Source organism: Flavobacterium hydrophilum (genome assembly GCF_003202405.1).
Lineage (GTDB): Bacteria > Bacteroidota > Bacteroidia > Flavobacteriales > Flavobacteriaceae > Flavobacterium > Flavobacterium hydrophilum.
Genome location: NZ_QJHL01000003.1, coordinates 409,984 through 435,750 on the forward strand (window position 1 = coordinate 409,984; position 25,767 = coordinate 435,750).

Annotated in this window: 25 protein-coding genes; 20 read left to right on the forward strand and 5 right to left on the reverse strand. The window is 32.0% G+C overall.

Features of this window, described 5'->3' with window-relative positions; translation table 11 throughout:
- The first annotated feature begins 4 nt into the window (after positions 1-4).
- Genes DMB68_RS14820 through DMB68_RS14840 form a run of 5 tightly spaced genes read left to right on the forward strand, consistent with a single transcriptional unit; the run spans position 5 to position 4,702 of the window.
- A complete protein-coding gene (locus tag DMB68_RS14820) occupies positions 5-1,303 on the forward strand; it encodes an ATP-binding protein (protein WP_110347443.1) in 1,299 nt (432 codons plus the stop codon).
- On the forward strand, positions 1,300-2,244 hold the full coding sequence (locus tag DMB68_RS14825) for an O-methyltransferase (protein ID WP_110347444.1): 945 nt from the start codon (positions 1,300-1,302) through the stop codon (positions 2,242-2,244). Before DMB68_RS14820 ends, DMB68_RS14825 begins: the two co-directional genes overlap by 4 nt.
- Before the next feature lie 3 nt (positions 2,245-2,247).
- Positions 2,248-3,075 carry a restriction endonuclease gene (locus DMB68_RS14830; RefSeq protein WP_110347445.1) on the forward strand — a complete coding sequence of 276 codons (828 nt, stop codon included), beginning with the start codon at positions 2,248-2,250 and terminating at the stop codon, positions 3,073-3,075.
- Between the two features lie 2 nt (positions 3,076-3,077).
- On the forward strand, positions 3,078-3,380 hold the full coding sequence (locus DMB68_RS14835) for a hypothetical protein (RefSeq protein ID WP_110347446.1): 303 nt from the start codon (positions 3,078-3,080) through the stop codon (positions 3,378-3,380).
- On the forward strand, positions 3,377-4,702 hold the full coding sequence (locus tag DMB68_RS14840) for a hypothetical protein (RefSeq protein ID WP_110347447.1): 1,326 nt from the start codon (positions 3,377-3,379) through the stop codon (positions 4,700-4,702). The genes DMB68_RS14835 and DMB68_RS14840 overlap by 4 nt, the downstream gene beginning before the upstream one ends.
- 1 nt (position 4,703) lies before the next feature.
- Here DMB68_RS14840 and DMB68_RS14845 read toward each other — a convergent pair whose 3' ends face one another.
- Entirely contained in the window at positions 4,704-5,885 is a 1,182-nt protein-coding gene (locus DMB68_RS14845; protein WP_110347448.1) for a cysteine desulfurase family protein, read from the reverse strand.
- An 82-nt stretch (positions 5,886-5,967) separates the two neighbouring features.
- Positions 5,968-7,188 carry a site-specific integrase gene (locus DMB68_RS14850; RefSeq protein WP_110347449.1) on the reverse strand — a complete coding sequence of 407 codons (1,221 nt, stop codon included), beginning with the start codon at positions 7,186-7,188 and terminating at the stop codon, positions 5,968-5,970.
- 382 nt (positions 7,189-7,570) lie between these two features.
- Between DMB68_RS14850 and DMB68_RS14855 the strand changes: the two genes are divergently transcribed.
- Positions 7,571-7,792 (forward strand): hypothetical protein, encoded by a 222-nt coding sequence (locus DMB68_RS14855; RefSeq protein WP_110347450.1) that lies wholly within the window; start codon positions 7,571-7,573, stop codon positions 7,790-7,792.
- A gap of 30 nt (positions 7,793-7,822) precedes the next feature.
- Here the strand turns inward: DMB68_RS14855 and DMB68_RS14860 are convergent, their stop codons facing one another.
- On the reverse strand, positions 7,823-8,413 hold the full coding sequence (locus tag DMB68_RS14860) for a riboflavin synthase (protein WP_110347451.1): 591 nt from the start codon (positions 8,411-8,413) through the stop codon (positions 7,823-7,825).
- Positions 8,414-8,470: 57 nt separating this feature from the next.
- Here DMB68_RS14860 and pdxA point away from each other — a divergent pair, with 57 nt between their 5' ends.
- From pdxA to DMB68_RS14905, 9 genes are all read left to right on the forward strand, one after another.
- On the forward strand, positions 8,471-9,520 hold the full coding sequence (gene pdxA, locus DMB68_RS14865; RefSeq protein ID WP_110347452.1) for a 4-hydroxythreonine-4-phosphate dehydrogenase PdxA: 1,050 nt from the start codon (positions 8,471-8,473) through the stop codon (positions 9,518-9,520).
- A 106-nt stretch (positions 9,521-9,626) separates the two neighbouring features.
- Positions 9,627-10,169 carry a YceD family protein gene (locus DMB68_RS14870; RefSeq protein ID WP_110347453.1) on the forward strand — a complete coding sequence of 181 codons (543 nt, stop codon included), beginning with the start codon at positions 9,627-9,629 and terminating at the stop codon, positions 10,167-10,169.
- A 9-nt stretch (positions 10,170-10,178) separates the two neighbouring features.
- Positions 10,179-10,373, forward strand: a complete 195-nt coding sequence (gene rpmF / locus DMB68_RS14875; RefSeq protein ID WP_031455170.1) for a 50S ribosomal protein L32 — start codon at positions 10,179-10,181, stop codon at positions 10,371-10,373.
- Positions 10,374-10,545: 172 nt separating this feature from the next.
- Positions 10,546-11,544 (forward strand): beta-ketoacyl-ACP synthase III, encoded by a 999-nt coding sequence (locus tag DMB68_RS14880; RefSeq protein ID WP_110347454.1) that lies wholly within the window; start codon positions 10,546-10,548, stop codon positions 11,542-11,544.
- 23 nt (positions 11,545-11,567) lie between these two features.
- A complete protein-coding gene (gene accB / locus DMB68_RS14885) occupies positions 11,568-12,056 on the forward strand; it encodes an acetyl-CoA carboxylase biotin carboxyl carrier protein (RefSeq protein ID WP_110347455.1) in 489 nt (162 codons plus the stop codon).
- Between the two features lie 98 nt (positions 12,057-12,154).
- Positions 12,155-13,501, forward strand: a complete 1,347-nt coding sequence (gene accC / locus DMB68_RS14890) for an acetyl-CoA carboxylase biotin carboxylase subunit (RefSeq protein ID WP_110347456.1) — start codon at positions 12,155-12,157, stop codon at positions 13,499-13,501.
- A gap of 125 nt (positions 13,502-13,626) precedes the next feature.
- Entirely contained in the window at positions 13,627-15,459 is a 1,833-nt protein-coding gene (locus tag DMB68_RS14895) for a cytochrome-c peroxidase (protein ID WP_110347457.1), read from the forward strand.
- A 130-nt stretch (positions 15,460-15,589) separates the two neighbouring features.
- The gene (locus tag DMB68_RS14900; RefSeq protein ID WP_110347458.1) at positions 15,590-17,752 is read left to right on the forward strand and encodes an alkaline phosphatase PhoX; all 2,163 of its coding nucleotides are present in this window, start codon (positions 15,590-15,592) and stop codon (positions 17,750-17,752) included.
- 54 nt (positions 17,753-17,806) lie between these two features.
- A complete protein-coding gene (locus DMB68_RS14905) occupies positions 17,807-18,709 on the forward strand; it encodes a leucine-rich repeat domain-containing protein (protein WP_110347594.1) in 903 nt (300 codons plus the stop codon).
- A 112-nt stretch (positions 18,710-18,821) separates the two neighbouring features.
- Here DMB68_RS14905 and DMB68_RS14910 read toward each other — a convergent pair whose 3' ends face one another.
- The gene (locus tag DMB68_RS14910) at positions 18,822-20,072 is read right to left on the reverse strand and encodes an OmpA family protein (protein WP_110347459.1); all 1,251 of its coding nucleotides are present in this window, start codon (positions 20,070-20,072) and stop codon (positions 18,822-18,824) included.
- Between the two features lie 561 nt (positions 20,073-20,633).
- Between DMB68_RS14910 and DMB68_RS14915 the strand changes: the two genes are divergently transcribed.
- The 5 genes from DMB68_RS14915 (at position 20,634) to DMB68_RS14935 (ending at position 23,328) form a co-directional block, all read left to right on the forward strand.
- Positions 20,634-20,930, forward strand: a complete 297-nt coding sequence (locus DMB68_RS14915) for a hypothetical protein (RefSeq protein ID WP_110347460.1) — start codon at positions 20,634-20,636, stop codon at positions 20,928-20,930.
- A gap of 26 nt (positions 20,931-20,956) precedes the next feature.
- On the forward strand, positions 20,957-21,241 hold the full coding sequence (locus DMB68_RS14920; RefSeq protein WP_110347461.1) for a hypothetical protein: 285 nt from the start codon (positions 20,957-20,959) through the stop codon (positions 21,239-21,241).
- A 15-nt stretch (positions 21,242-21,256) separates the two neighbouring features.
- Positions 21,257-21,547, forward strand: coding sequence for a PepSY-like domain-containing protein (locus tag DMB68_RS14925; RefSeq protein WP_110347462.1), 291 nt, complete (start codon positions 21,257-21,259; stop codon positions 21,545-21,547).
- A 17-nt stretch (positions 21,548-21,564) separates the two neighbouring features.
- Positions 21,565-21,861 carry a hypothetical protein gene (locus DMB68_RS14930; protein ID WP_110347463.1) on the forward strand — a complete coding sequence of 99 codons (297 nt, stop codon included), beginning with the start codon at positions 21,565-21,567 and terminating at the stop codon, positions 21,859-21,861.
- Between the two features lie 126 nt (positions 21,862-21,987).
- The gene (locus DMB68_RS14935) at positions 21,988-23,328 is read left to right on the forward strand and encodes a sigma-54-dependent transcriptional regulator (protein ID WP_110347464.1); all 1,341 of its coding nucleotides are present in this window, start codon (positions 21,988-21,990) and stop codon (positions 23,326-23,328) included.
- Here the strand turns inward: DMB68_RS14935 and DMB68_RS14940 are convergent.
- On the reverse strand, positions 23,325-25,766 hold the full coding sequence (locus tag DMB68_RS14940) for a hybrid sensor histidine kinase/response regulator (RefSeq protein WP_110347465.1): 2,442 nt from the start codon (positions 25,764-25,766) through the stop codon (positions 23,325-23,327). The genes DMB68_RS14935 and DMB68_RS14940 overlap by 4 nt on opposite strands.
- Between the last annotated feature and the right edge of the window lies 1 nt (position 25,767).

Consider the following 25,767-nt stretch of genomic DNA (forward strand, 5'->3'; position numbering starts at 1 on the left):
TTTTATGAGTAATATTGTAAATGCTAGTCCTACAAAGGAGTTTTTCATTCAAATGTTAACTAAAGACATTAAATTGGAGCGAGCGATAATAGACTTAATAGATAATTCTGTAGATGGCGCTAAAAATATTAGAGGTGAAAATGATTTTGATGGTTTATGGATCGATATTTCTATTTCTAAAGATTGTTTTTCTATAAAAGACAATTGTGGTGGTTTCTCTCTAAAGATTGCGCAAAACTATGCGTTTATGTTTGGTAGGCCTTTAGATAGCCAGCATGATGTAAAACATTCTGTAGGTAGGTTTGGAGTTGGAATGAAACGTGCCTTATTTAAAATAGGAAATCAATTTGAAGTAGAATCTCAAAATGGAGAAGATCATTTTCAAGTTACGGTTAACGTAAATGAATGGAGTAAAATTGGAGATTGGAATTTTGAGTATGAAACAATCAACACAACAACAAATGATTTAAATCAAATCGAAGGAACATATATCAAGGTAAGTGATTTAAATTCTGATGTCTTAGATGAATTTAGTTCAGATATTTTTATAAAAAATTTGAAAGATGAAATTGAAAGAACTTTAAGTTTTAGTTTAGATAAAAAACTTAGTATTTCTATTAATGGAACACCTTTAAGCAAGAGTGGATTAGCGCTCTTGCAATATGATGAATTAAAACCTTATTATAAAACTTTTAATATTAAAGGGGTCAATGTTAAAATATATGCAGGAATAGGTAAAGCTAGTCCAGATGATGCAGGATGGTACATTTACTGTAATGATAGACTCGTCTTAGAAAAAGACAAAACGAATCTAACTGGTTGGGAAGGAAAAAGATTTGGTAATTCAAATATTCAAAAATTCCATCATATATATGCAATGTTTCGAGGTTTTGTTTTTTTCTCTTCAGATGATGCTAAATTACTTCCAATGACTACCACAAAAACGGGAGTGGATTCAAATTCAGTAATTTTTAAAGCTGCTAGAAACGAGATGATTAATGCAATGTCACAAGTTATAACATTTTTAAAAACATTCAATTCAGATGAGGAAAGGAATAGTGTAATAACATCTTCTGAGGAAGTTGATATAATTGAGTTGACCACGAGAACATATGATTCAAAATTTATTTATCCTAGAATAGATCAGATTGGTGAAGTTAACGAATCATTAACAACAATATCGTTCAAAGCTGACAAGAACTATGTGCAAAAAAGCAAGGACTTTTTTAATGTATCAGCAAACTGGCAATTAGGAGAAAAAATATTCGAGTACTTTATTAAATCGGAAAATGAAAATCTATGAGTGCAAGTGGGAATTCAATAAATTATGATTTAAGAACCGCTAAGTCTGTTGAACGCAGGATGATTTCCTCAGTTGTTAAAGAATTATTTAGTAAAGTAAATCATAATAAGCGAAGATATATTGGAATGGGATCCACATATTTTACAGATTTTAAACTATTTCACAAAGAGCTCCACATTAAAAACATGATAAGCATTGAAATAGAACAGCGTCTACAAAAAAGAGTCGAATTCAATAAGCCTTTCTCATGTATCAATGTTGAAATAGGAAAATCAACAGATGTTCTACCACAATTAAATTGGAATAAGAATGTTGATTTAATATGGATGGATTACGATGAAAAACTTAATTACGATTATTTTACTGATATTGAGATAATATTTACTAACATGGCAAAAGGTGGTGTTTACTTAATGACTTGCAATAAGCAATTACATAGGTATCAAACTGTAGCTGATTTCGAGGAGGAGTTTGGAGGGTTAGTGCCACTTGGAACTCATGTAACAGATTTTAATGGTGAAAATGATTTTAAACTAATTAGGAAAATGTTGCTAAACAAAATAAATGAGGTTGTGCAATCACGAAATTATAGTTTAGAAGAGAATGAACAATTAATCTTTAGACAGTTATTCTATTTTACCTATAGAGATGGAGCGCCTATGATTTCTTATGGAGGCTATTTAGATTTAAAGAATAATGCTTTTAATTTAAAAGATTACACTCTTGATAGATTTGATTTTATTTCAACAGAAGAGATAAGGTATGTTATTAGTCCTCCAGTAATAACAAATAGAGAGATTAATTTACTTAACTCATGTTTGCCAAATTCGGAAAAGAAATATAACAGTTTTGGAAAAATACAGTTTATACCTGAATCCGATCGGGAGAGTTTTAGAAAACTTTACAAGTTTCTTCCAACTTATATGGATGTAATGTATTAAAATATGAAAAAGAGAACGATTCATGAAGCCGTTATTGAAACTCTAAAAAGGGTTGGAAAACCTTTATCTGTTAGAGATGTTTATGATTATATTATTCTTCATGATTTATATCGTTTTAATGCTGAAAGACCACAAGATATTGTAAAAGCAATAATAAGAAAGCATTGTGTAGGAATAGATTTTCCTACCGCTAGAAAAGAGAAATATTTTCAAGCTTTAAAAGATGGTACATATTGGATTAAAGATCTGCCAATTCCTGGTCAAAAGCAGATAGATTTGAAAGCTGAAATTATTGTTCGTAAAGACAATGAAAATCTAAAAACTATTGTCAAACAATTAAAGGAGATACATTCAAAACATACTGAAGCGTTTAAACAGCAAATCTTAAATCAATTAAAACAAATCGAACCAGCTTCATTTGAAGTTTTTGGAAAACATTTATTAGACGTTTACGGATTTAAAAAAATGACTGTAACTAATTATGTCAAAGATGGCGGAATTGATGGATTTGGACAATTAAAAGTAGGTATAACGCATTTAAATGTTGCCTTTCAGTGTAAAAGATGGAAAAACAATTCAGTCAGTAGAGTAGAAATTGATAAATTTAGAGGAGCAATTCAAGGAGAGTTTGAACAAGGAATAATTTTTACAACTTCAAAATTCACAAAAGAAGCTTTAGGAGCCACTAGGAAGCCAGGTGCTGTACCAATTATTCTTATTGATGGTAATGCGTTAATTGATATTATGATTGAGAAAAAATTTGGTGTAGAGACCGAGAATATTCCTGTTTATATAAATGCACTAGACAATGTTCTGAATGAAATAGAATAATTATGAGATATCAAAAATCTAATCCTGAAATTACTTTTGAAGAATTTTTAAATCTGTGTAAGACTCTAAAAAGCTTTAAAAGTTTAAGATTAAGGGAGTATGAAGTCAAAGATTGGAGTCAAACTAAATTGATTTTTGAAAGAAAAAGTACAGAAAAACTGTGGGAAATGGAAATGAAGGATGTTTATAAAGCTTATGTAGAATTACAAAGTTTTAAAACATCAGACTTTAAACCTTATTTAAATAGAACTTATTCACCTGCACTCGGATTATTACTTAATTTAGGACTATTATTAAAAGAATGAATCGTCACTTAAATTTATTCCACTTTTACAACGAAAATACTTCTTTTGAATTCTTAGAGAATAATTTAAGTCGAGCATTTTCGTTAACGTTGCTAAACTCATCAATATTTTTCAATGAATTTATAAAGTCAATAGTTAGTGAGGAAGATTATGATTACCTTTTTTCTACCTACTCTAAAGAAAGTTCTTTTTTTGAAATTGATATTCAAATTGATATATCATTAATTGAACAAGAAAGCTTTAAAAATGTATATGCGGTAGCTTTAACATCAAATGATCAAATAGATTTCTCAGATTTTTTTGACCAGAAAACATATCCCGGTAAAAATATAACCGATATAATTATTACAATAAAAGATATCCTTTTAGTAATTGAGGTTAAAAAGCATAATGAAGATTGTAAAAGACAACTTTATAATCAGGTTTTTCCTTTTATCCAAAGGCATAGTGAAGGAATAATTGTTCAGCCAATTTGTAAAACCTGGCAAGAAATAGTGAATTTGATGGAAAAAGTTCATAATTTAGAAAGAGTTACTTCTTTTGGTTCGTCTTTTTTACGTGATTTTTTAAGATTAGCCGAGGTAAGAAGGCCAAATTGGTTTCAACCAAAACCTTTTAATTCTTTAAAATTTTCTACAAAATGGGGTAGCACTGAACACCATCATTTAATGCAGAGATTAAAGCAAGCTTTGTCAAATTGTAAAGATTATTCATTACTGGACTATTCGGACAGATTAGGCTTAGCAATTAATTTTAATTGGGCCAGCGAAGTAATTCCTTATTTTCATAGATATGAAAATGACCAAATAAAAAATTATATCGTTTTTAATATTTGGCCAGGAAATACTAAAAGCCAAGGATATCATTTTTACAATAAGTCAATGGACTGGATTAATAAAAAAACGCTTTTGGTAGATGACTTAAATTATGACTTAGAAATTGTTCAAAATATTAAAATATGTCATTTTAACAGATATGTTACGGGTCTAAATTATTATGAAGATGATTTACTTAAAAGCACCCATACTGTTCACAATTTTCATCATAAATCTGGTAAATGGAATATTCAAAGATGGCCTGACTTTGAGATTTTTATGGATGAACATTTTAAACCAGAATATAATTGGCGAGAAAAATGCCAATGGGATAAATATATTATAGATACTGATAGGACATATTTTACCATGTCATTAGGATTTGAAGTTAGTACTTTTGTGCCTTATCAAGAATTCTGTGATATAGATAAAAAGGCGGAAGACATAAAGGAAGTTTCATTGAAGATTGACAGTATTGTTCTATCATTAAAAAAATTAATAGATTAATTTAGAAAATCATTGATCTCAAATTTTCAACAACATTTTTAATTTCATTAGTAACAATATCTAATTCCTCAAAAGTGTTGAATTTTCCTAAAGAAATACGAATGCTATTAAATGCTTTGTTTTCATCTAGACCCATAGCTGTCAAAACATGAGAAGGCTCAATGCTTGTTGAAGTACAGGCGCTTCCATTACTTACAGCAATAAGAGGAGAATCATTTTCTAAATTGCTTAGTCCCATAATTAAAGCTTCACTATCAGCCCCAACAAAGCAAACATTTGTCACATTATATAAACGCTGAGAAACATTTCCGTTGATGAATGTATCTGATATTGAAAGTAATTTTGATTCAATATGATCTCTCATTGATTCTATTTTTCTATGGTTGGATTTCATCTCTTCCTTAGCTAATTCGCAAGCTTTTCCAAGTCCTACTATTCCAGGTACATTTAAAGTTCCACTTCTTAATCCTCTTTCATGTCCTCCCCCATGAAATAATGCAGGAAGTTTTACTTTATTTTGTCTTTGTCTAACATAAAGTACTCCTACGCCTTTTGGAGCATAGATTTTATGCCCACTAAAACACAATAAGTCAATTCCTAAGTCATCAACATTTATTTCGATTTTTCCTACCGCTTGAGTTGCATCACTCATAAAAAAAGCGCCGACGTTATGAGCTAATTCAGATATTTCTTTTATTGGTTGTAGTACTCCTGTTTCATTATTTGCATACATTATAGAGACTAAAACAGTATCTTCTCTTAAAGAATTTTTTAATTCATCCAAATTAATCAAACCATCTGATTTAACTTTTAAATAAGTTACTTCATATCCTTTTTTTTCAAGATGTTTACAAGTGTCTAAAACTGCACTATGCTCTGTAAGAACTGTTATAATGTGTTTTCCCTTATCTGAATAATTTTCAATAATCCCCTTTATCGAAATATTGATAGCCTCTGTTGCTCCGCTTGTAAATACAATCTCATTTGTTTCTGCGCCTATTAGGTCAGCTACTTGATTTCGTGCTTTTTTCACAGCCTCATAAGCCCCAACTCCAAATTGATGAGTACTATTAGCATTTGCAAAATTATCCAAAAAGAAAGGGGTCATTACTTCAAAAACTCTTTTGTCAACAGGAGTAGTAGAGTTATTATCTAGATATATTAATCTTTTTTCAGTTTTCATAATTTGTAAAATAGACTCGTTTTGTTCTTTCTGTAAAGTTATGATATTATTTGGAGTTCGTTATTGATTATGTTTTTAGGAATTAAAAATTAGTCAAAAAACCTGCGTTTTTTTGACGCTCATCTTTTTCAAAACTAGCAAGATAACTTTCAGTTGTTTTTAAATCGTTATGGCCTAAACTTTCACTAATGAATGCGATGTTAGTTCCTGCTCGTTTTAAAACAGTAGCAAAGCTGTGACGAGCTGTGTAAGTAGTGATGTCACCAAATCCTAAATGATTACCGATTTTTTTCATCCTAGCATTAATTCTTTTGGTCAAATCTTTAGTGATTTTTTTTATCGTTTCTGGATCTTCTTTTCCTGTCAAATAAGGGAAAATATAATTTTCTGGCTTATAAGTATTTCCCCATCGATTTATAATGGCTTCAATTTCATTTGATAATGTTGCACGAATTTCTTTTCTGTTTTTAGTTGTTCTTTCTGTTTTTTGACGAACAAAACAAATTTCACCATCTCTAATATTTTTAAATTTCAATTTGACGACATCTGCTACATTAATTCCATTGCATAAATAAATAAAAAACCATAAGTCTTTATATTTTTCTGTGGTTTCATTACCATCAGTAAATCTAATAACTTTTCCAAGTTGCTCTAATGTTAAAGCTTTTTTGTTTCCCTCACTTGTAGGGATTTCATATTTACCCTTGCCAAATGGATATTGTGTATCTTTTATTATTCCAGCTTTTTTTGCATCATTCATTATAGTTCTGATCTCTCTCATATGAAATCCTACCGTTGCATGTTTTTTATCAATTAACATGTGTTTCTCGTATCTCTTAAGCCATTCAATAGATATTGTGTCGAATGATAGATTCTTACCCCCAAAATGTTCTATATTACTTAGGACATTTTTAGAAATCGCCATTGATCCAATTCTATCATCTCTTCGTAAATTTTCAATTCTGGCTAAAAGTGCATTATTTACATTTGATCCATTTGCTTTGCTTAATCTTAAGTTAAGAGCATCAAATGAAAATTCTCCTTTTTCTGCTAGATTTTCAACATTTGTTTTGACAAGAGAAAAACTATTTTCTATACTTTCTCGGGTTTCTTTAAGTAACCTGCTTTTACTTGAGGGTAAAAGATTCCATTCTTCAATGGTTAAATCTTTACCGGTTGAATAATGCTTTCTAACTCTTTTGTAAGTGACACGTATCTTAATTGGGAAGGATCCTTTTTTGTTTTGTTTTCTTTTATCTAGTATAGACGCAACAGTAATCCCGTCTTTTGAGTAGCTAAACATAGTTGGTATTTATTTTGTGTGTTCGGAACACACAGATTGCACACAAAAATAGCAGAAAAATGAAAATGGGAGTAGAAAAAAGAAAAGCATTTTGCTATATTCGTCTTGATATAGAATACGTTGGCAGACCTTTGAAAATAAAGGAAAATGAAAGAAAACAGACGAGTTACGACTCATAATCAGGTGGTCCCTGGTTCGAGCCCAGGTGGGACCACTTTTAGAAAAAAAGCTTCATAATTATTATGAAGCTTTTTTTGTTTCGTGTTTTTTTTAAAATAAAAAGCTATACATTTGTGTTGGATTTTGTGAAAGAACCACGCTTTTGCTAAAAGTCTGTAAATCAAATTTAAAGTAAACTAAGATTTAATATATTTCGTTTTTTATGAAAATGATAAATAAAATTTTGACTGTTTTTTTTGTGTTATTTGGGAGTTTGAATCTTTTTGCGGCTCCTGCAGCTCCTGCGGCTCCTGCGGCTCCTGGTCCCCCACAACCTCCTGCGTCAATTGATGGTAATGCCTTGTTGATATTGGTATTAGCAGCAATTTTATTAGGAATATATGTGATATATAAACATAAGTTAAAAACAAAAGCTTCAGTATAAACTGAAGCTTTTGTTTTATAAAAAAGATTTTTATTTGTTGATGGAGTAAAGCCTTGAAATGTATTTTCCTACTACATCAAATTCTAAATTTATTTTTGTTCCAATTTTGAAATTTTTGAAATTTGTATTTTCAAAAGTATAAGGTATTATAGAAACACTAAATTGGTTTGTTTTAGAGTTTACTACTGTTAAGCTAACTCCATTTACAGTTATCGAGCCTTTTTCTATAGTAATATTGCTTAGGCTTTTGTCATATTCAAAAGTGTAATTCCAGCTTCCGTTGGCTTCTTCAATTTTTATGCAGGTTCCCGTTTGGTCTACATGACCTTGTACAATATGTCCGTCGAGCCGGTCGCCAAGTTTCATTCCTCTTTCTAAATTGACTATGTCTTCGGTTTTCCAGTCTCCAATATTTGTTTTCAAAATGGTTTCCTCAATAGCAGTTACAGTATAAAAAGAATCTTTTATGGCGACAACGGTTAGGCAGATTCCGTTATGGGATACACTTTGATCAATTTTTAATTCGTTTGTGATAGAAGAATCGACCGTAATGTGAAGATTGTTTTGGTCTTTTTTTATTTCGTGAATCCTTCCTAAGGTTTCTATGATTCCTGTGAACATTGTTGGTTTTATTTACTAAATTTGCACATCAAAATTAGTAATAAATAATTGGAGCTCATGAATAAAAAAGCAGAAAATATAATTGTTGGGATTTCGATTGGAGATTTAAACGGTATTGGAAGCGAAGTTATATTAAAAACATTCGAAGATTCCCGAATGTTGGAATTGTGTACGCCTGTTATTTTTGCAAATGCCAAAATACTCTCTTTCGTTAAAAAAAGCTTTACGTCAACAGTTCAGTTTCATGGAGTTGACAAGTTAGATCAGGTTGTGCCTGGTAAACTAAATGTTTTAAATCTTTGGAGGGAAAGTGTTGATGTAAATTTAGGTACAAACAATGAGAAAATAGGGGAGTATGCTATAAAATCATTTGTAGCAGCTACAAAAGCCTTGAAAGATGGTGAGATTGATGTTTTGGTGACGGCTCCTATAAATAAATATAATATTCAGTCAGAAGATTTTAAATTTCCGGGTCATACAGATTATCTGGATCAGGAATTAGAAGGGAATGCATTAATGATGATGGTTCATGATGACTTAAGGGTTGGCTTGCTGACAGATCATGTTCCTTTAAATGAGGTCTCTTCTCATTTGACTGAAGAATTAATTACAAGAAAAATTGAAACGATTAAAAAATCGCTAATTCAGGATTTTAGTATTGTAAAGCCTAAAATTGCTGTATTAAGTTTAAATCCGCATGCCGGCGATGGAGGCGTTATAGGGAAAGAGGATGATTTAGTGTTAAAGCCTGCTTTAAAGAAAATATTTGATGCCGGAACTATGGTTTTTGGTCCTTTTCCTGCAGATGGTTTTTTTGGAAGCGGTCAGTATGAAAAATATGATGCTGTAGTGGCGACATATCATGATCAGGGATTGATTCCGTTTAAAACGTTATCATTTGGAAAAGGGGTGAATTATAGTGCAGGTTTGAATAGGGTGAGAACCTCGCCTGATCACGGTACAGCTTATGATATAGCGGGTAAAGACATGGCAGATTATAATTCATTTAAAGAGGCTGTGTATCTGGCAATTGATATTTTTCGTTCGCGTAATCTATATGAAGAGATTAGTGCAAAACCTCTTAAAATAAAAGAAAAACAGTTATAAACAAAAAAAGGTGAATAAGATTATTAGTTTTATAATAATTTTATATCTTTGCACCCCAATTCAGGTATCTGAGTTTTAGAACCTAATTGTAAAAATTGATGTTGAAATGAGCAAATCAAAAGAATTTTTAATTCCTTTCGTGGGATTAAAGCTGGGAAAACACCATTTTGAGTATCAAATAAGTAAGAAGTTCTTTGAGGACTTTGATTATGATGAATTTCAAAGTTCAGATATCAAAGTAAGTTTAGTTTTAGATAAAAAAGCTAATATGCTGGAACTGGATTTTAAACATAAAGGAACTGTAAATGTGCCTTGTGATTTAACCAGTGAAGATTTTGATTTACCTGTAAAAGGAAAGATGAAGCTTATCGTTCGTTTTGGAGATGAATTCAATAATGATAACGAAGAGCTGCTGATTGTGCCTCACGGTGAATTTGAAATAGATGTTGCGCAATATATTTATGAAATGATTGCACTGTCTATTCCGCTAAAACGAGTTCATCCAGGTGTGAAAGACGGAAGTTTGCAAACTGAAGCCCTCGCAAAGCTAAATGAATTAAAGGTTAAAGAAACAAAAGAAGAGAGTAAACAAGAAGAAGATATTGACCCGCGTTGGGACAAATTAAAAAAACTATTAACGGATAAATAATATAGTAAAATGGCACATCCTAAGAGAAAAATCTCGAAAACAAGAAGAGATAAGAGAAGAACACATTATAAAGCTACTGTAGCTCAAATCGCTACATGTCCTATTACTGGAGAAGCACATTTATACCACAGAGCTTACTGGCATGAAGGTAAAATGTATTACAGAGGGCAAGTTGTTATCGATAAATCTGAAGCGGTTGCTTAATACGTTTTTGTAAATTATACTGGAACTCTCACATAGTGAGAGTTTTTTTTGTTGGTTATAATTTTTGTTTTTTAGGAAAATATAGACAAATTCGCTTCGTTTTTTTTTGTAATTTTCAAGTCTTTTAAAAATTTTTCAAATAGCAGTATTTGAAAGGAAATAATAGAATATAATGAATACAATCACAGCCGCAATTACCGCTGTCGGAGGATACGTTCCTGACTTTGTACTTTCGAACAAAGTATTAGAAACAATGGTTGATACCAATGACGAATGGATTACCACTCGTACCGGAATTAAAGAAAGAAGAATTCTTAAAGATGAAAATAAAGGAACATCTTATTTAGCTATAAAAGCTGCACAGGATTTAATAGCAAAAGGCAATATTGATCCATTAGAGATTGATATGGTAATAATGGCAACGGCGACACCGGACATGATGGTGGCTGCAACAGGGGTTTATGTTGCAACGGAAATTGGAGCTATAAATGCATTTGCATACGATTTGCAGGCTGCATGCTCAAGTTTCTTGTACGGAATGTCAACAGCTGCTGCTTATATCCAGTCTGGGCGTTACAAAAAAGTATTATTGATTGGTGCTGATAAAATGTCATCAATTGTAGATTATACAGACAGATCTACCTGTATTATTTTTGGTGATGGAGCAGGAGCAGTTTTGTTCGAACCAAACTATGAAGGTTTAGGTTTGCAGGATGAATATTTACGTAGCGATGGCGTAGGCCGTGACTTTCTTAAAATCCCTGCGGGAGGTTCTTTAATCCCTGCTACTGAAGAGACCATTAAAAACAGACAGCACAATATTATGCAGGATGGTAAGACAGTATTTAAATATGCTGTTACCAATATGGCTGATGCAAGTGAATTAATTTTGCAAAGAAATAATTTAACAAAAGAAGATGTGAGCTGGTTAGTACCACATCAGGCAAACAGACGTATTATTGATGCTACCGCTGGCAGGTTAGATCTTGAAGAGTCTAAAGTACTTGTGAATATCGAAAGATATGGAAATACAACTTCAGGAACATTACCATTAGTATTGGCTGATTTTGAGCACAAGCTTAAAAAAGGAGATAATGTTATTTTTGCTGCATTTGGTGGTGGATTCACTTGGGGATCTATTTACCTGAAATGGGCTTACGATAAGAAATAAATTAAAACTAAAAACGAATCATTATGGATTTAAAAGAAATTCAAAACCTAATCAAATTTGTTGCAAATTCGGGAGTTGCAGAGGTTAAGTTAGAAATGGATGATGTAAAGATCACTATTAGAACAACTTTGGAAACAAATGTAACTGAAGCTACTTACGTTCAGCAATTACCTGCTCAGGCAGCGTTGCCACAAGCAGTTGCGCCTCAGCAAACAGCACCGGTTGTTGTGAATGTAAATACAGAAACGCCGGCTGCAGCTGAAAATTCTAAATTCATTACTATAAAATCTCCTATTATCGGAACATTCTATAGAAAACCATCTCCGGATAAACCAGTTTTTACTGAAGTAGGAACTACTATTGCAAAAGGTGATGTTCTTTGTGTAATTGAAGCGATGAAATTATTCAATGAAATCGAATCGGAAGTTTCAGGTAAAATTGTGAAAATTCTTGTTGACGATATGTCTCCTGTAGAATTTGATCAACCTTTATTTTTAGTTGATCCATCTTAATTTTAGATCGTTAGATTGTTAGATTTTAGACTTTTTTGAAAGTGCTTAAAATCTAATCATCCAATTATCTAATTATCTAATTATCTAATTTTAAAAAGATGTTTAAAAAAATATTAATTGCGAATAGAGGAGAAATTGCACTTCGTGTAATTCGTACATGTAAAGAGATGGGAATTAAAACTGTAGCGGTTTACTCTACAGCCGATGCAGAAAGTTTACATGTTAAATTTGCTGATGAAGCGGTTTGTATTGGTCCGCCTCCAAGTAACTTATCGTATTTAAAAATGTCAAATATTATTGCAGCTGCAGAAATTACCAATGCAGATGCAATTCACCCGGGTTACGGATTTCTTTCTGAGAATGCCAAATTCTCAAAAATTTGCCAGGAACACGGAATCAAATTTATTGGTGCAGCTCCTGAAATGATTGACAGAATGGGAGATAAAGCTTCTGCAAAAGCTACAATGAAAGCTGCAGGAGTTCCATGTGTACCGGGTTCTGACGGATTATTAGAATCTTTTGAACAAACACAAAAACTAGCCAAAGAATTTGGTTATCCGGTAATGCTTAAAGCAACTGCTGGTGGTGGCGGAAAAGGAATGCGTGCCGTTTGGAAAGAAGAAGAGTTGTTGAAAGCCTGGGAAAGTGCACGTCAGGAAGCTGCTGCTGCTTTTGGAAATGACGGAATGTACATGGAGAAACTTATCGAAGAACCACGTCATATCGAAATTCAGGTTGTTGGAGACTCTTACGGAAAAGCATGTCACCTTTCAGAAAGAGACTGTTCAGTACAGCGTCGTCACCAAAAACTGACTGAAGAAACGCCTTCGCCATTTATGACTGACGAATTACGTACAAAAATGGGAGAAGCTGCTGTAAAAGCTGCTGAATTCATAAAATACGAAGGAGCAGGAACGGTAGAATTTTTGGTGGATAAACACAGAAACTTCTACTTCATGGAAATGAATACCCGTATTCAGGTAGAGCATCCAATTACAGAACAGGTTATTGATTATGATTTGATCCGTGAGCAAATTATGGTTGCTGCCGGAATTCCAATTTCCGGAAAAAACTATTTACCGGAATTACACGCTATAGAATGCCGTATTAATGCTGAAGATCCTTATAATGATTTTCGTCCTTCACCGGGAAAAATTACTACGCTTCATATGCCTGGAGGTCACGGAGTTCGTCTAGATACACACGTTTATTCAGGTTACAGTATTCCGCCAAATTATGATTCGATGATTGCTAAGTTAATTACTACTGCACAATCTCGTGAAGAAGCTATAAGCAAAATGCGCAGAGCTTTGGATGAATTCGTAATTGAAGGAGTAAAAACTACAATACCTTTCCATAGACAATTAATGGATGATCCAAGATATATTGCAGGTGATTATACTACTGCATTTATGGATACTTTTAAAATGAATCCAATAGAATAAAGATTAAACCTCATTGAAAAATGAGGTTTTTTTATGTCTTGATTTAACTAAAAGATGCAGATTATTTAATCTACATTTAAAATTAGAGCAGCTTAAAGACAATACTTTTGTAGGTTAAAAAATCGATGAAATCTTGTTTTTTACTGGTTGTTGCTCTTTTTATAGGTTTTGCAATAATGTCTTTTAATCCTTCAGATAAGGAATATATTTCTACAAATACTATAATTAATCAGGGCCTAAAAAGTTTTAAGGATGAATTAGAAAGTTTAAAATCTGATGCCCGTCTGTATCGGGAAAATAAAATTTCAAAAGAAACTTTACAGGAATCACTTAAAAAAACCAGGAATTCTTACAAGGAAATAGAATTTTATATTGCTTATCATTATCCTGAATTTTCCAAAACTCACCTTAATGCAGCGCCTCTGTTTCATATTGAAGGAACAGGTACAGCTTCAAATACATTGCCGCCGGAAGGATTACAGGTATTAGATGAACTTATTTTTTCTGATGAGGTAGGTAAAATGCAAAATAAAATCGTTGAAATCACAGATTTTCTTTATAACAGTTATAATGATTTCTATTTGAGTTCAATAAAAAATGGTTTGTCTAATGAAAAAAATAAAACCTTGCCGCTACGCATAGAATTGATCAGAATCTATACTATGGGAGTTACGGGTTTTGATACGCCAGGGTCACTGAATATTTTCGAAGAATCTATACATGCTTTGACGGGAATTCAGAACTACATCAGAAAAGATGATTATTTTAAAAAATTTGATACTCAAAAAGCTGAAAATTTATTGAAAGGCAGTATTGATTATCTTTCTGAAAACACAAATTTTGAAACTTTTGACCGAATAGAATTTTATAAAAATCACCTTCAGCCTTTGTATGAAGAATTAAGAAGTTGGGATAGCAGTCCTGATGATTTAAAAGAAGTTTCAGGCTGGAACATCAATAATAAAAACTTTTTTAGTGATGATTTCCTGGATCCTTATTTTTATACGCTTCTAAAGCCGTCTGAAGATAATGCTGAATTAAGATCTTTAGGAAAAGAAATTTTCTATGATGAGAGTTTAAGCAATAATACAAAAATGAGTTGTGCCTCCTGTCATCTGCCTGAAAATGCTTTTACCGATTTAAAGTCTAAATCTTTAAGTAATGTAGAGGGCAAAACCGTTTTAAGAAATTCTCCATCCTTATATAATACTGTTTTCGCTAAAAGATTTTTCTATGACATGCGTGCTTTTTATCTGGAACAGCAAGTAGAGCATGTAATTTATAATGAACAGGAATTTAATACCAGTTACGAAAGTATCATCAAAAAATTAAAAACAAATCCTGAATATAAAAAGGACTTTAAAAAAGTTTTTAAAACAAACGGTATCACCAAACAAAATTTCTCAAAAGCGTTAAGTTCTTATGTGGCTTCATTATATTCCTTTAATAGCGATTTCGATAAATTTATGAGAAATGAAAAAGAAATTTCGGAAGATGCTAAAAAAGGGTTTAATCTTTTTATGGGAAAAGCTGCCTGCGCAACCTGTCATTTTGCTCCGCATTTTTCAGGATTAGTTCCTCCATTCTACAATGAAAACGAATCAGAGGTTTTGGGAGTTACGAAGCATCCGTTACAAATGTCTCCTTTAGAAATTGATACAGATAAAGGAAGGATAGACAGCAATGTAAAAAAAGAACAATCATGGATCTATGAAAATTCTTTTAAAACAATGACAATACGAAATGCGGCCCTTACCAAACCTTATTTTCATAATGGTGCATTCTCAACTTTAGAAGAAGTAATAAACTTTTATAATGAAGGAGGAGCTGAAGGAATGGGTTTGGAAATCAAAAATCAAACCTTGTCCCCGGATAAACTTAATCTTGATCAAAAGGAGATAAAGCAACTTATTGCCTTTATTAATTCTTTGACAGATGTGAGTAAAGCGCAATATTAACCCAATCTTAATCGATTAACATTAAATTTAAGATTTGCTAATTTATCATCTCATTATTTAAATTACGCTTAATATAAAGTCCGGCATAGAAAAATAACTTCGTACTGTATAACAAAACACATAGAATACCGTGAAAAAAAAATTACTTTCAGTTGCCGCTCTTTTATTAATAGCGAATTCAGTTATTCATGCTCAGACTACAGTTTTTGATAAAGGTTCATCATGGAGTTATGATGATAAAGGTGTACAATTAGTGGATCAATGGAAGGATCCTGCTTTTGATATTTCAGGCTGGGCTACAGGAAACGGGCCATTAGGATATGGAGATCCGGTTACCACTACAATTACAAAGCCTTTAAATGCGGCTTATTTTACTAAAGATTTTACAGTTAATTTGTCTGATCTGACTGCCACTATGGAACTTGGGGTTATGAGAGATGACGGAATAATTGTTTTTTTGAATGGTGTTGAGGTAGTGAGAGATAATATGCCTGCTGGTGTTATTGACTATAATACACTTTCAAGTACTACAATAGATGGAGCGAATGAAAGTATTTATAATGTTTTTTCTATTGCAAAAGCAAATTTTGTACAGGGAGTTAATAGAATCTCGATAGAACTACACAACAGAGGTGCAGGCAGTTCTGATTTAAGAGTTGATGCCTATCTTAAAACTGCTATTGCTCCGGTAGTAGTAGTTCCTGCTGCTGCTTGTACTGGCGGGACTCATATCAGCTGTTTTACTTCTATTGTTCCTACAGTACAGACTGCTAAATTAATTATTCCTACGGAGCATAAATATCAATTGATTCTTAAAGAAGGGGATACTTATACTGATGGTGGAGGTTTTGTTGGAGGACAAAATGACTTTACAGGTTATGTAGCTAAAAAAGCAGGTGGTGTACCAAGCAGTATAGATGGTTATTTATCTGTAAACCATGAGACAAATCCAGGTGGAGTTACGATGGCAGAAATTAATTACAATGCAACTACAAAACTTTGGGGATTAACAAAATCAAGGGCTGTAGATTTTTCAGGAACTAGTTTGGTGCAAACCATCAGAAACTGTTCGGGAGGTGTTACACCTTGGGGAACAATTGTTACGGCAGAGGAATCTGTGACAGGTAATGATATAAATGGTGATGGATATAAAGATTATGGCTGGTTAGTAGAAATTGATCCGGCAACTGCTGAAGTTAGTTCTAAAAATACCAATGGAACTAAAGGTAAGCTTTGGCAAATGGGAATCATGAATCACGAAAATGTAGTGGTTAATGATGCTGGAACAATAGCCTATTATGGTGAAGACGGAGGAACTCATATGGTGTATAAATATACAATGGATACTCCAAATGATTTGTCTTCAGGAAATTTATATGTTTTAAAACTGGATCAGGGTATAATCAATGGAGATCCTGTAGGTACAACGGCAACATGGATTCAGGTTCCTAATAAAACGCAAGCTGACCAAAACAATACAACTTCTTTGGCAGAGTCTGTAGGAGGTACTAAATTCAACGGAATAGAAGATGTAGAAATAAGCCCGTTAGACGGCAAAGTATATTTTACAGCAAAAGGATTAAACAAAGTATACCGTTTAAAAGATAATGGCACAACAGCTTCAGAAGTTGAAGTTTTTGTAGGCGGATTATCAACCGTATATTCTTTTACTACAGCAGAAGGAGTTAAAACTGAAACCTGGGGAGACGGAAATGATAATCTGACTTTTGATGAATTAGGGAATCTTTGGGTGCTTCAGGATGGAGGAAAAAATTATATTTGGGTAGTTGGTCCAGATCATACTCAGGCAAATCCAAATGTTAAACTTTTTGCTTCTATGCCAGCAGGCTCAGAACCTACCGGTCTTACTTTTACACCGGATCATAAATTTGGATTCTTTTCTATTCAACATCCGGATTCCAGTATTTCTACAGACGTTGATGCGACAGGAAATACTATCGACTACAAAGGAAAATCAGCTACAATAGTTATAGCGCTTAAGCAAAATTTAGGAACAGATGGTTCTTTGGGTACTATTGATCATGCAATTCGTGATATTATGGTGACTCCTAATCCTACTTCGGGAATTGTACAGATTAATTCAGGCAATCTTAAAAATCTTGAAGTTACGGCTTACAATATGTTAGGTCAAATTGTTTTCAAAAAGAATTTTTCAGAAACAGGTTCGGTTACCGAATTAGATTTAACAACGCAATTTCAATATTCAAATATGTTGATTTTAAATATAGAAGCTGATGGTTTCCAAAAAACGGTGAAACTTCTAAAAAAATAAAATACATAACTTAATTTTAGCTGCCGGCATTCAATGTCGGCAGCTTTTACATATATGAAAAAAGCACTTTTATCAATTACAGTTATTTTTTCAATTTGCAGATTGAATGCACAAATTGACCCCATTAAATATCCTACTTACACAGATATTGAGACAGCACTCCTGAGTAACAAGACAGTTTATAGTATGAGTTTTAGAAATAAAGGATTGTATAATCTTCCTGATGATCTTATGAAAATGGATTCTCTTTTTTTTCTAAACGTAATGGGAAATCATTTAGAAAAAATGGATAAGGTATTATTTTCTTTAAGTAAACTTGAAATTTTGAATGCCAACGAAAACAGTATTAAATTTATTCCGGATGAAATCGGGGAGTTAAAAGAGCTAAAAACTTTTTCGATTAACCTTAATAATTTAACAACTATAAATTCAAAAATTTCAAAACTTCAAAATTTAAAAGCTGTTCATTTTGAGTCTAATAATTTAAGTGTTTTTCCTGATGCTTTATTAAGTATTCCTTCTTTAGAAGAGATTAACCTGCACAGTAATCAGATAAGCTATGTTTCGGAATCTCTGAATAAAATAAAAAATTTAAAGTACCTGAATCTTTCCTCTAATCAAATTAATGATTTAGGAGAAATGAAATTACCAAAACAAATAAAATATTTAGAGTTACAAAAAAATAGCATTGTAAAAATTCCTGAAGCATTATTTCAGTCGAAAAATATGGAATTTCTGAATGTAAGTGATAATTGTCTAACCCAAATTTCTTCAAAGATAGAGAGATTAAAAAACGTTGTGAGTATAAATCTGGCCAATAATAAACTAAAAGGCTTGCCGGAGAACATTCAGCGTCTAAAAAAGCTTAAAACCTTGATTCTGGTTGGTAATCCAATGACTAAGGAAACTGTTGATAAGCTTAAAGCTTTAATGCCTCAAACAACGATTTATTTTTGAAATTGAACCTTTTAGGTCAAAGATGATTTTGGTTAATAAAAAAGCGTGAATTGATTTAATTCACGCTTTTTTTATGATGAGCTTAGCTTAAAAAAACTAAGAAGTTATTGTCTTAATTTTTTATTTTGAAAGTAACTCTTCTTACTAATTTTCTTGCTGTAGCAGAATCTTTATCTACAGAAGTATCAACTCCACCAGTAATAACGTTTATTCTCTCAGGAGCAATTCTAGCTTTAAGAAGAAGATCTTTTACATTGTTAGCTCTTTCAGTAGCCAATTTTTCATTATATGAAGCATTACCAATTTCGTCAGCATAACCGGTAATATCAACTGAAGCTGCAGGATTGTTTCTTAAATAGTTTAATACAAAATTAATACCGTCCATAGAAGAATCAGTAGGTGTAGATTTATTGAAATCAAAATAAGCTGCAACATATCCTCCGTTAACTAATTTTGTTATTGATTCACTATCGCTTATCGGAGCATCAGATTTATTAGCATAAGTTTTCTTTAAGTAACCCTCTAATTCATCAGGCACACCATTATTGTTTAAATCGACAGCTCGTCCTTTAGAATCTACCATAAGTCCGGCAATAGTGTTAGGTTCTAAATCTAAATAATCGGCTACACCATCTTTATCACTATCGATTAACATTTTTTCAAGGTTGTCAATTCTTTCTCTTTGAGCTAATACCTCCTTATCAATAAAGGTAACCCAGTCAGCATGTTTTTCACTTTTACCTAAGTATAATGTTAAACCTATAGTACCATTAAACAAAGCTCCATTGAAACCTTTTTCTGGATTTAATGCAGCTGCATCATATGTGTGGCTTTGAAGAGCATTCATGATAGTTGAAAAATCTCCAGTAAGAACCAATTTGTTAGATAATTTAACCTGACCAGTTATACCAATGATAAAATTAATCATCTTGTCATCTATTGAAGAGTTTTTGTCCTCAAAGTATGCGGCGCCCAAACCTGTATGTCCTAGTAAACCAATTGTCTTAGTCCAGGTTTCAAAATTCATGATTCTGCCTAAATTGGCTACACCTTGTACATCAAATCTATAATATTTGGTGTCAAAAGGAGTTGAGTTTTTTTCTTCCTGGAAACTGTTATAGCCAAAATCAGCTTTCAAACCAAACTTATTATTGAGCATATATCGCACTCCTAAATCAACAACATACGGGCTTATCATTGATGTGTAATATTTCATTGGTTTTTGTGGTTTGTTAAATCCAGCTCCAAACTCAATTGACCATTTGTTGAAATTCTCATCAGTTAAACTTTCGCCAGTGCTTGTTTGAGCATTAACTGTTACAACTGTTACAAGTAGAACAAGTAATAGTATAATTTTTTTCATTTTATATTACAATTTTAAAATTTGGTGCAAAATTACAATATAATTTTTAACATTTTTATATACAGAAGATAATTATACAGAATTGTTGGTAAATATGTTAAAAAAAGATTTTAAGTAGTTATTTGGTGTAATTATTCTATTTATACCATCTTATTTTCAATTAAAACGAATTCAATAAACTTCTGCTTGTCAGGTATTTGATGTGTAAAGTAAGTTTTGTATGTCAAATAGAGGTGTTTCCGAATCTAATACTTCATGTGTATTACAATTTAAACATACAAAAGTTGCCAGATCCTATAATCTTTTTTAGAAACAACTTTGATTGTTTGAAAATGTTGTAATAGATAGATTTATTATAGATACACTTTTGTGTATACTTTTTATACACAACCTTTAAAAATTACACACCATGTATTTATTTAAAAAAAAAGCTTATATTTGGTTAAGTAACTAAAATACAGGTATTTGTGTGTTTTTAAGTGTGAGATTTCAGTTACGGCACAATAATTTCTTAGTCTAATGTGTAAAACAACTATAAATAATAATTTAAATATACACATTATGAAAAATTTATTTTTATCAGCCGCAATCATTTTGGGAAGTCTAACTTCATTTGCATCAACTTCTCCAATTTCAAATAGTATTATAAAAACAATTTCTATTCAGGATGAATATACGGAAGTTAAATTAGAAGAAGTTCCAGCTGCAATTACAGATGCTCTTAAAAAAGCATATCCTGATGCGGTACTTTCAAAAGCATATAAAAATGCAAAATCAGAATATAAATTAGATGTTGCTGTTGGAGACAAAGTAGGCAATCTATTTGCTAATGCAGATGGAACATGGATTAAAAAATAATTTAAGTAACTTTAAAATAACTTATTATGAAAAAGCTAATCTTATCAGCAGCAATAGTTTTAGGAAGTTTGTCAGTCAACGCATTTACACTGAGTTCAACAAATACAGTCCAATCAATAATTCAGGACGGATATAAAGAAGTTGATGCTGTGCCTGCAGCCATTAAAACATCATTAGATAATGCATACCCAGGTGTAAAACTTGATAAGGCATTTGTAAATGACAAAAAAGAGTATAGAATCGAAATAACAGTAAGAGGTGAAAAATCTACTGTTTATACAGATGAAAAAGGAAACATCATCAAAAAATAATTTAAAAAAAGTATTATGAGAAAATTAATCTTATCTGCAGTAATTATTTTAGGAGGTTTGTCTGTTCAGGCATCAATCCCTGCAGGAACGACGGTTAACTCAGTTATTATTCAGGATGAATATACTGAAGTCACAGCAGATGCAATACCGGCAGCTGTAAAATCCACAGTTGAAAAATCTTTTCCAAACACAAAACTTGAAAAAGCGTATAAAAACGCAAAAAACGAGTATAAATTAGAAATTTCAAGTGGAGACAAAAAGTATACTGTATTTACAGATGCTTCAGGAAACATTATTAAAAAATAATTTTAAAAAGCAGCATTATGAAAAAGTTAATCTTATCCGCAGCAATTATTCTTGGAAGTTTGTCAATCTATGCATCAACAGTCAATGATGTACAGCCAGTAAAAACTACCCTTAGTTTTCAGTCAGAATATACTGAAATTAGTAACGATCAGGTTCCTGCAGCTGTAAAAACTGCATTGGAAGCCGCTTACCCGGGAGCTGTGCTTGAAAAAGCATATGTGAACGATCAAACCCAATATAAATTAGATATAGCAGTTGGAGACCAAAAGGCTACTGTTTACTCAGATGCCAATGGGAACTGGTTAAAAATATAATTAGGTGAATTAGATTTATGTTTTTGGTGAAAAAGAGATTGCTTATAGCAGTCTCTTTTTTTTTACATAATTTTGTGAAAATACTGTATTAATAGTGGTATTTTAGCAAAAAAGTCCCAAAAAGCGATGCCCAGGATATTATTAATAGAAGACGATATTTCATTTTGCAAATTATTAGAAAGGTTTCTGGTAAAGAAAGCATACGATGTAACTATTGCTTTTTCGGCAGCAGAGGCCCGATTGTATTTCAAAAAAGAATCTTTTGATTTGATTTTGACAGATTTGCGCTTGCCCGATTCTGATGGTATTGCTCTAATGACAGAAATTAAAACTTTACATCCGAAAATTCCTGTTGTGCTCATGACAGGCTACTCTGATGTAAATACTGCTGTGAAAGCCATAAAAAATGGTGCTGCAGATTATATTTCGAAACCGTTTAATCCTGATGAGGTTTTATTAGTTATTACAAATACTTTGCAAACTCCTCAATTTGTAAAAGAGGAAGTGCCAGAAAAAAGACCTGCTAAACCAATTTCGGCTGATAATGAGTTTGTCAAAGGAATTTCTGTTGCTTCTAAAAAATTATTGGAACACATTAAACTGGTAAGTCCTACCGATATGTCTGTTTTAATTATTGGAGAAAGCGGTACCGGAAAAGAAATCATCGCAAAAAGCATACATCATCAAAGTCATCGTAAAAATAATAATTTCATTGCTGTCGACTGTGGAGCCATTCCAAAAGAACTAGCAGCCAGTGAATTTTTCGGGCATTTAAAAGGATCTTTTACGGGAGCGATCAGTGATAAAACTGGTTATTTTGAAGCTGCGAACGGAGGAACTATTTTTCTGGATGAAATAGGAAACCTTTCTTATGAAAATCAAATTCAGTTGTTGAGAGCACTTCAGGAACGAAAAATAAAACCTGTTGGAAGCAATAAAGAAATCAATGTTGATATCCGAATTATTACGGCAACAAACGAAGATTTACGGGAAGCAGTTAAAAATGGTGATTTTCGGGAAGATTTATACCATCGAATTAATGAATTCTCTATTCAGTCGCCTTCATTAACAGACAGGGGAGAAGATTTAATGGTTTTTGCAGATTATTTTTTAGAGAAAGCAAATCATCAGTTAAACAAAGACATTATCGGATTTTCGCCGGAAGTAGTGGCTATTTTTCAAAAATACAGCTGGCCGGGTAATTTACGGGAACTTCAAAATTGTATTAAACGTGCTACGCTTTTATCTCAGGGCGATTTTATTGAAACTGATGTTTTACCAGTGGAATTTTTTCAGACAGAAAAACAACAAAGTAATTCAGGTAGTTTTTCTTTATCTGATAATGAAAAAGAAGCGATTATTCATGCCTTATCCAGAACTCAAAACAATAAATCTGAAGCGGCAAAGCTGTTAAAAATAACCCGAAAAACACTTTATAACAAACTGAAGCAATACAATATTGATTAAAGATTTTCTTTCTTTAAATTATCAAAAAGCAAATCTATTTTGGGTTTTAATTTATTAAAAAGAGATTCCAAATCTGAATTGTCCAAAGTGTTTTGTTCTAATATGTTTAGAATTTCCCCAATTTCATGTGCCTGAATCTGCCTGAACATAGGTGCAATCCGATGAGCGATGGTGTTTATTTCGGATATGTTTTTTTCTTTAACTACATTTTCCAAAGCTTCTAAGTTCAGTTTTGTGCTATCTATAAAGGATTTGATGAACTCTTGTGATGATTTTGTATCATTGCCTAAAAATTCTTTTAGTGTTTCTAATGAATATGATTTTGAAGAGATTTCTTCTTCGGTCTTTACCATTTTATTATCAGAAACGATAGTCTTATCTAAAACCCGCTGAATCGTTTCAAGCAGGATTTTAGGTGAATACGGTTTTTTTATCACAGTTGAAAAACCGGCATCTGAATAGACTGAAAAATCCAGATCTGTTCGTCCTGTTATGGCAACAATAGGTTGATTTTTATAAAATGAACTGGTTTCGGTCTTTAGTTTTTCAATAAACAAAAACCCATCAATTTCCGGCATTTGAATATCGGTAATAATAAAATCAAAATCAGTGTTCTGAATTGTTTTTAAGGCTTCAGAGGCATGGGTAAAAGATAAAACCTGATGCTGTTGTTGTTTTAAAACAGTAGTAGTTAAATTCAAAAGATTGGTGTCATCATCAACAACAATAAAGGTTAGGTTTTTAGAAATCACGCTAATTTTCTCTGATTCTGAATCAGGTAAATCTTTACTTGTGTCAAATAATAATGGAAGCTTAATTTTAAATGTACTTCCTTCACCAAATGTACTTTCAAGCTTTAATTTTCCACCTAAAATCGAAATAATTTTTTGACAGATAGATAGTCCTAAGCCAGTTCCGCCGTATTTTTTTTCGATACTTTCATTAGCCTGGGCAAATTCTTCAAAAACTAATTTCTGATTTTCTTTTTCAATTCCGATACCTGAATCTTCTATTTTTATTTGAAAAAAATCATCCTCTTCAGCAAGATAGGCACTGATTCTAATATATCCTTCTTCTGTAAATTTATAAGCATTTCCGATAATATTACTTAGAATTTGTTTCAAACGAAACGGATCGCCCACAATTTTGGTATTCAGTTTTTCATCAACATTAATGATCAGGTCGATATTTTTTTGCTTGTAAACTGTCTGAATGCTTTTGGCAACTTCATCAATAATTTCGGGTAATAAAAAAGGAACTTTTTCAATGGTAATCTTTCCTGCTTCAATTTGCGAAAAATCCAATAAATCCTGAACCAGCTGTGTAATATAATCAGATGAATTTTTGATGTTTTTAATAAAATACGATTGCTTGGTATTGACATCAGAATGACCTAAAAGTTCTGCATAACCAACAATTGTACTAAGCGGTGTTTTTAAATCATGACTTACTGTCGAGATGAGTTGTTCACGACTTCTAAGCAGGTTTTTAGTTTTGAAATTGGCAATTTCCAGCTGTTTTTTATACAATTGCGATTTTGAATAATCGCTTACAATGATGATTGAGAAAAGCACCGTCAGCAATAAACCAATGATTGCAGAAGCAGTAACAATTTCGTTTACTTTTTTAAGTGATTTTTCTTTGAGCGAATTATTTTTAATCGAATTGATTATGATTTCCCTCTCGATAATCCGAAGTACTTTTCGAAGCTGTTCAGAAATAGCAATTTCATTTTTAAGCAGTTTGTTTTCTTCAAAATTTAAAGATTCCTTTTTCTTCTCGGCCTTTAATTTTACATCACTAAGCAATTTTTTTGAGTTGGCCAGGATTGAGTCAGAAGCTTGTTTGCTTAAGGTGTTTGTACTGTCATCGGGAATATTCTGATTTAGGTAATCCACATATTTTTGTAAAACATTTCGCTGATAACTTCCCAGATCATTGGGGCTTTTGGTGAAGTCCTGCAATTCGAGCTTTCTGAGCTTAAACTCCATTTTGGTAATTTCATTAATAGCACTGTTTACAGAAACTTCATCTTCGGCTTTGTTTTTTATGGTTTTTAATTCCCTGATGTTATCTGTTTTTTCAGATAATAAATAGGTAACACTGTCTAATAAAACTTTTTGATATTCGGTGGTAACAATTTGTTTTAGGGTATCAATCCTTGATTTTAATGAATCTGTTTCAGTCAGATAATTTCTAAAATCTGTTTCAGAGTTAGTCTGAATCGTTTTTCGGGCTAAACTTTCGGTTTTATATACATTCGAAAAAAGCTTGCTGACTCTTAAGATCTTTGTTTTTTCAAAAGCGATTTTATCTTCTAATTTTTTGTAGACCACATTTTCAGAATATAAAAACCATCCCACAACTACTACTAATGCGACCAACGCAAGGTAACCGAAAAGTACTTTAATGGGCATGTAGCTTCTTTTGCTTTGCATA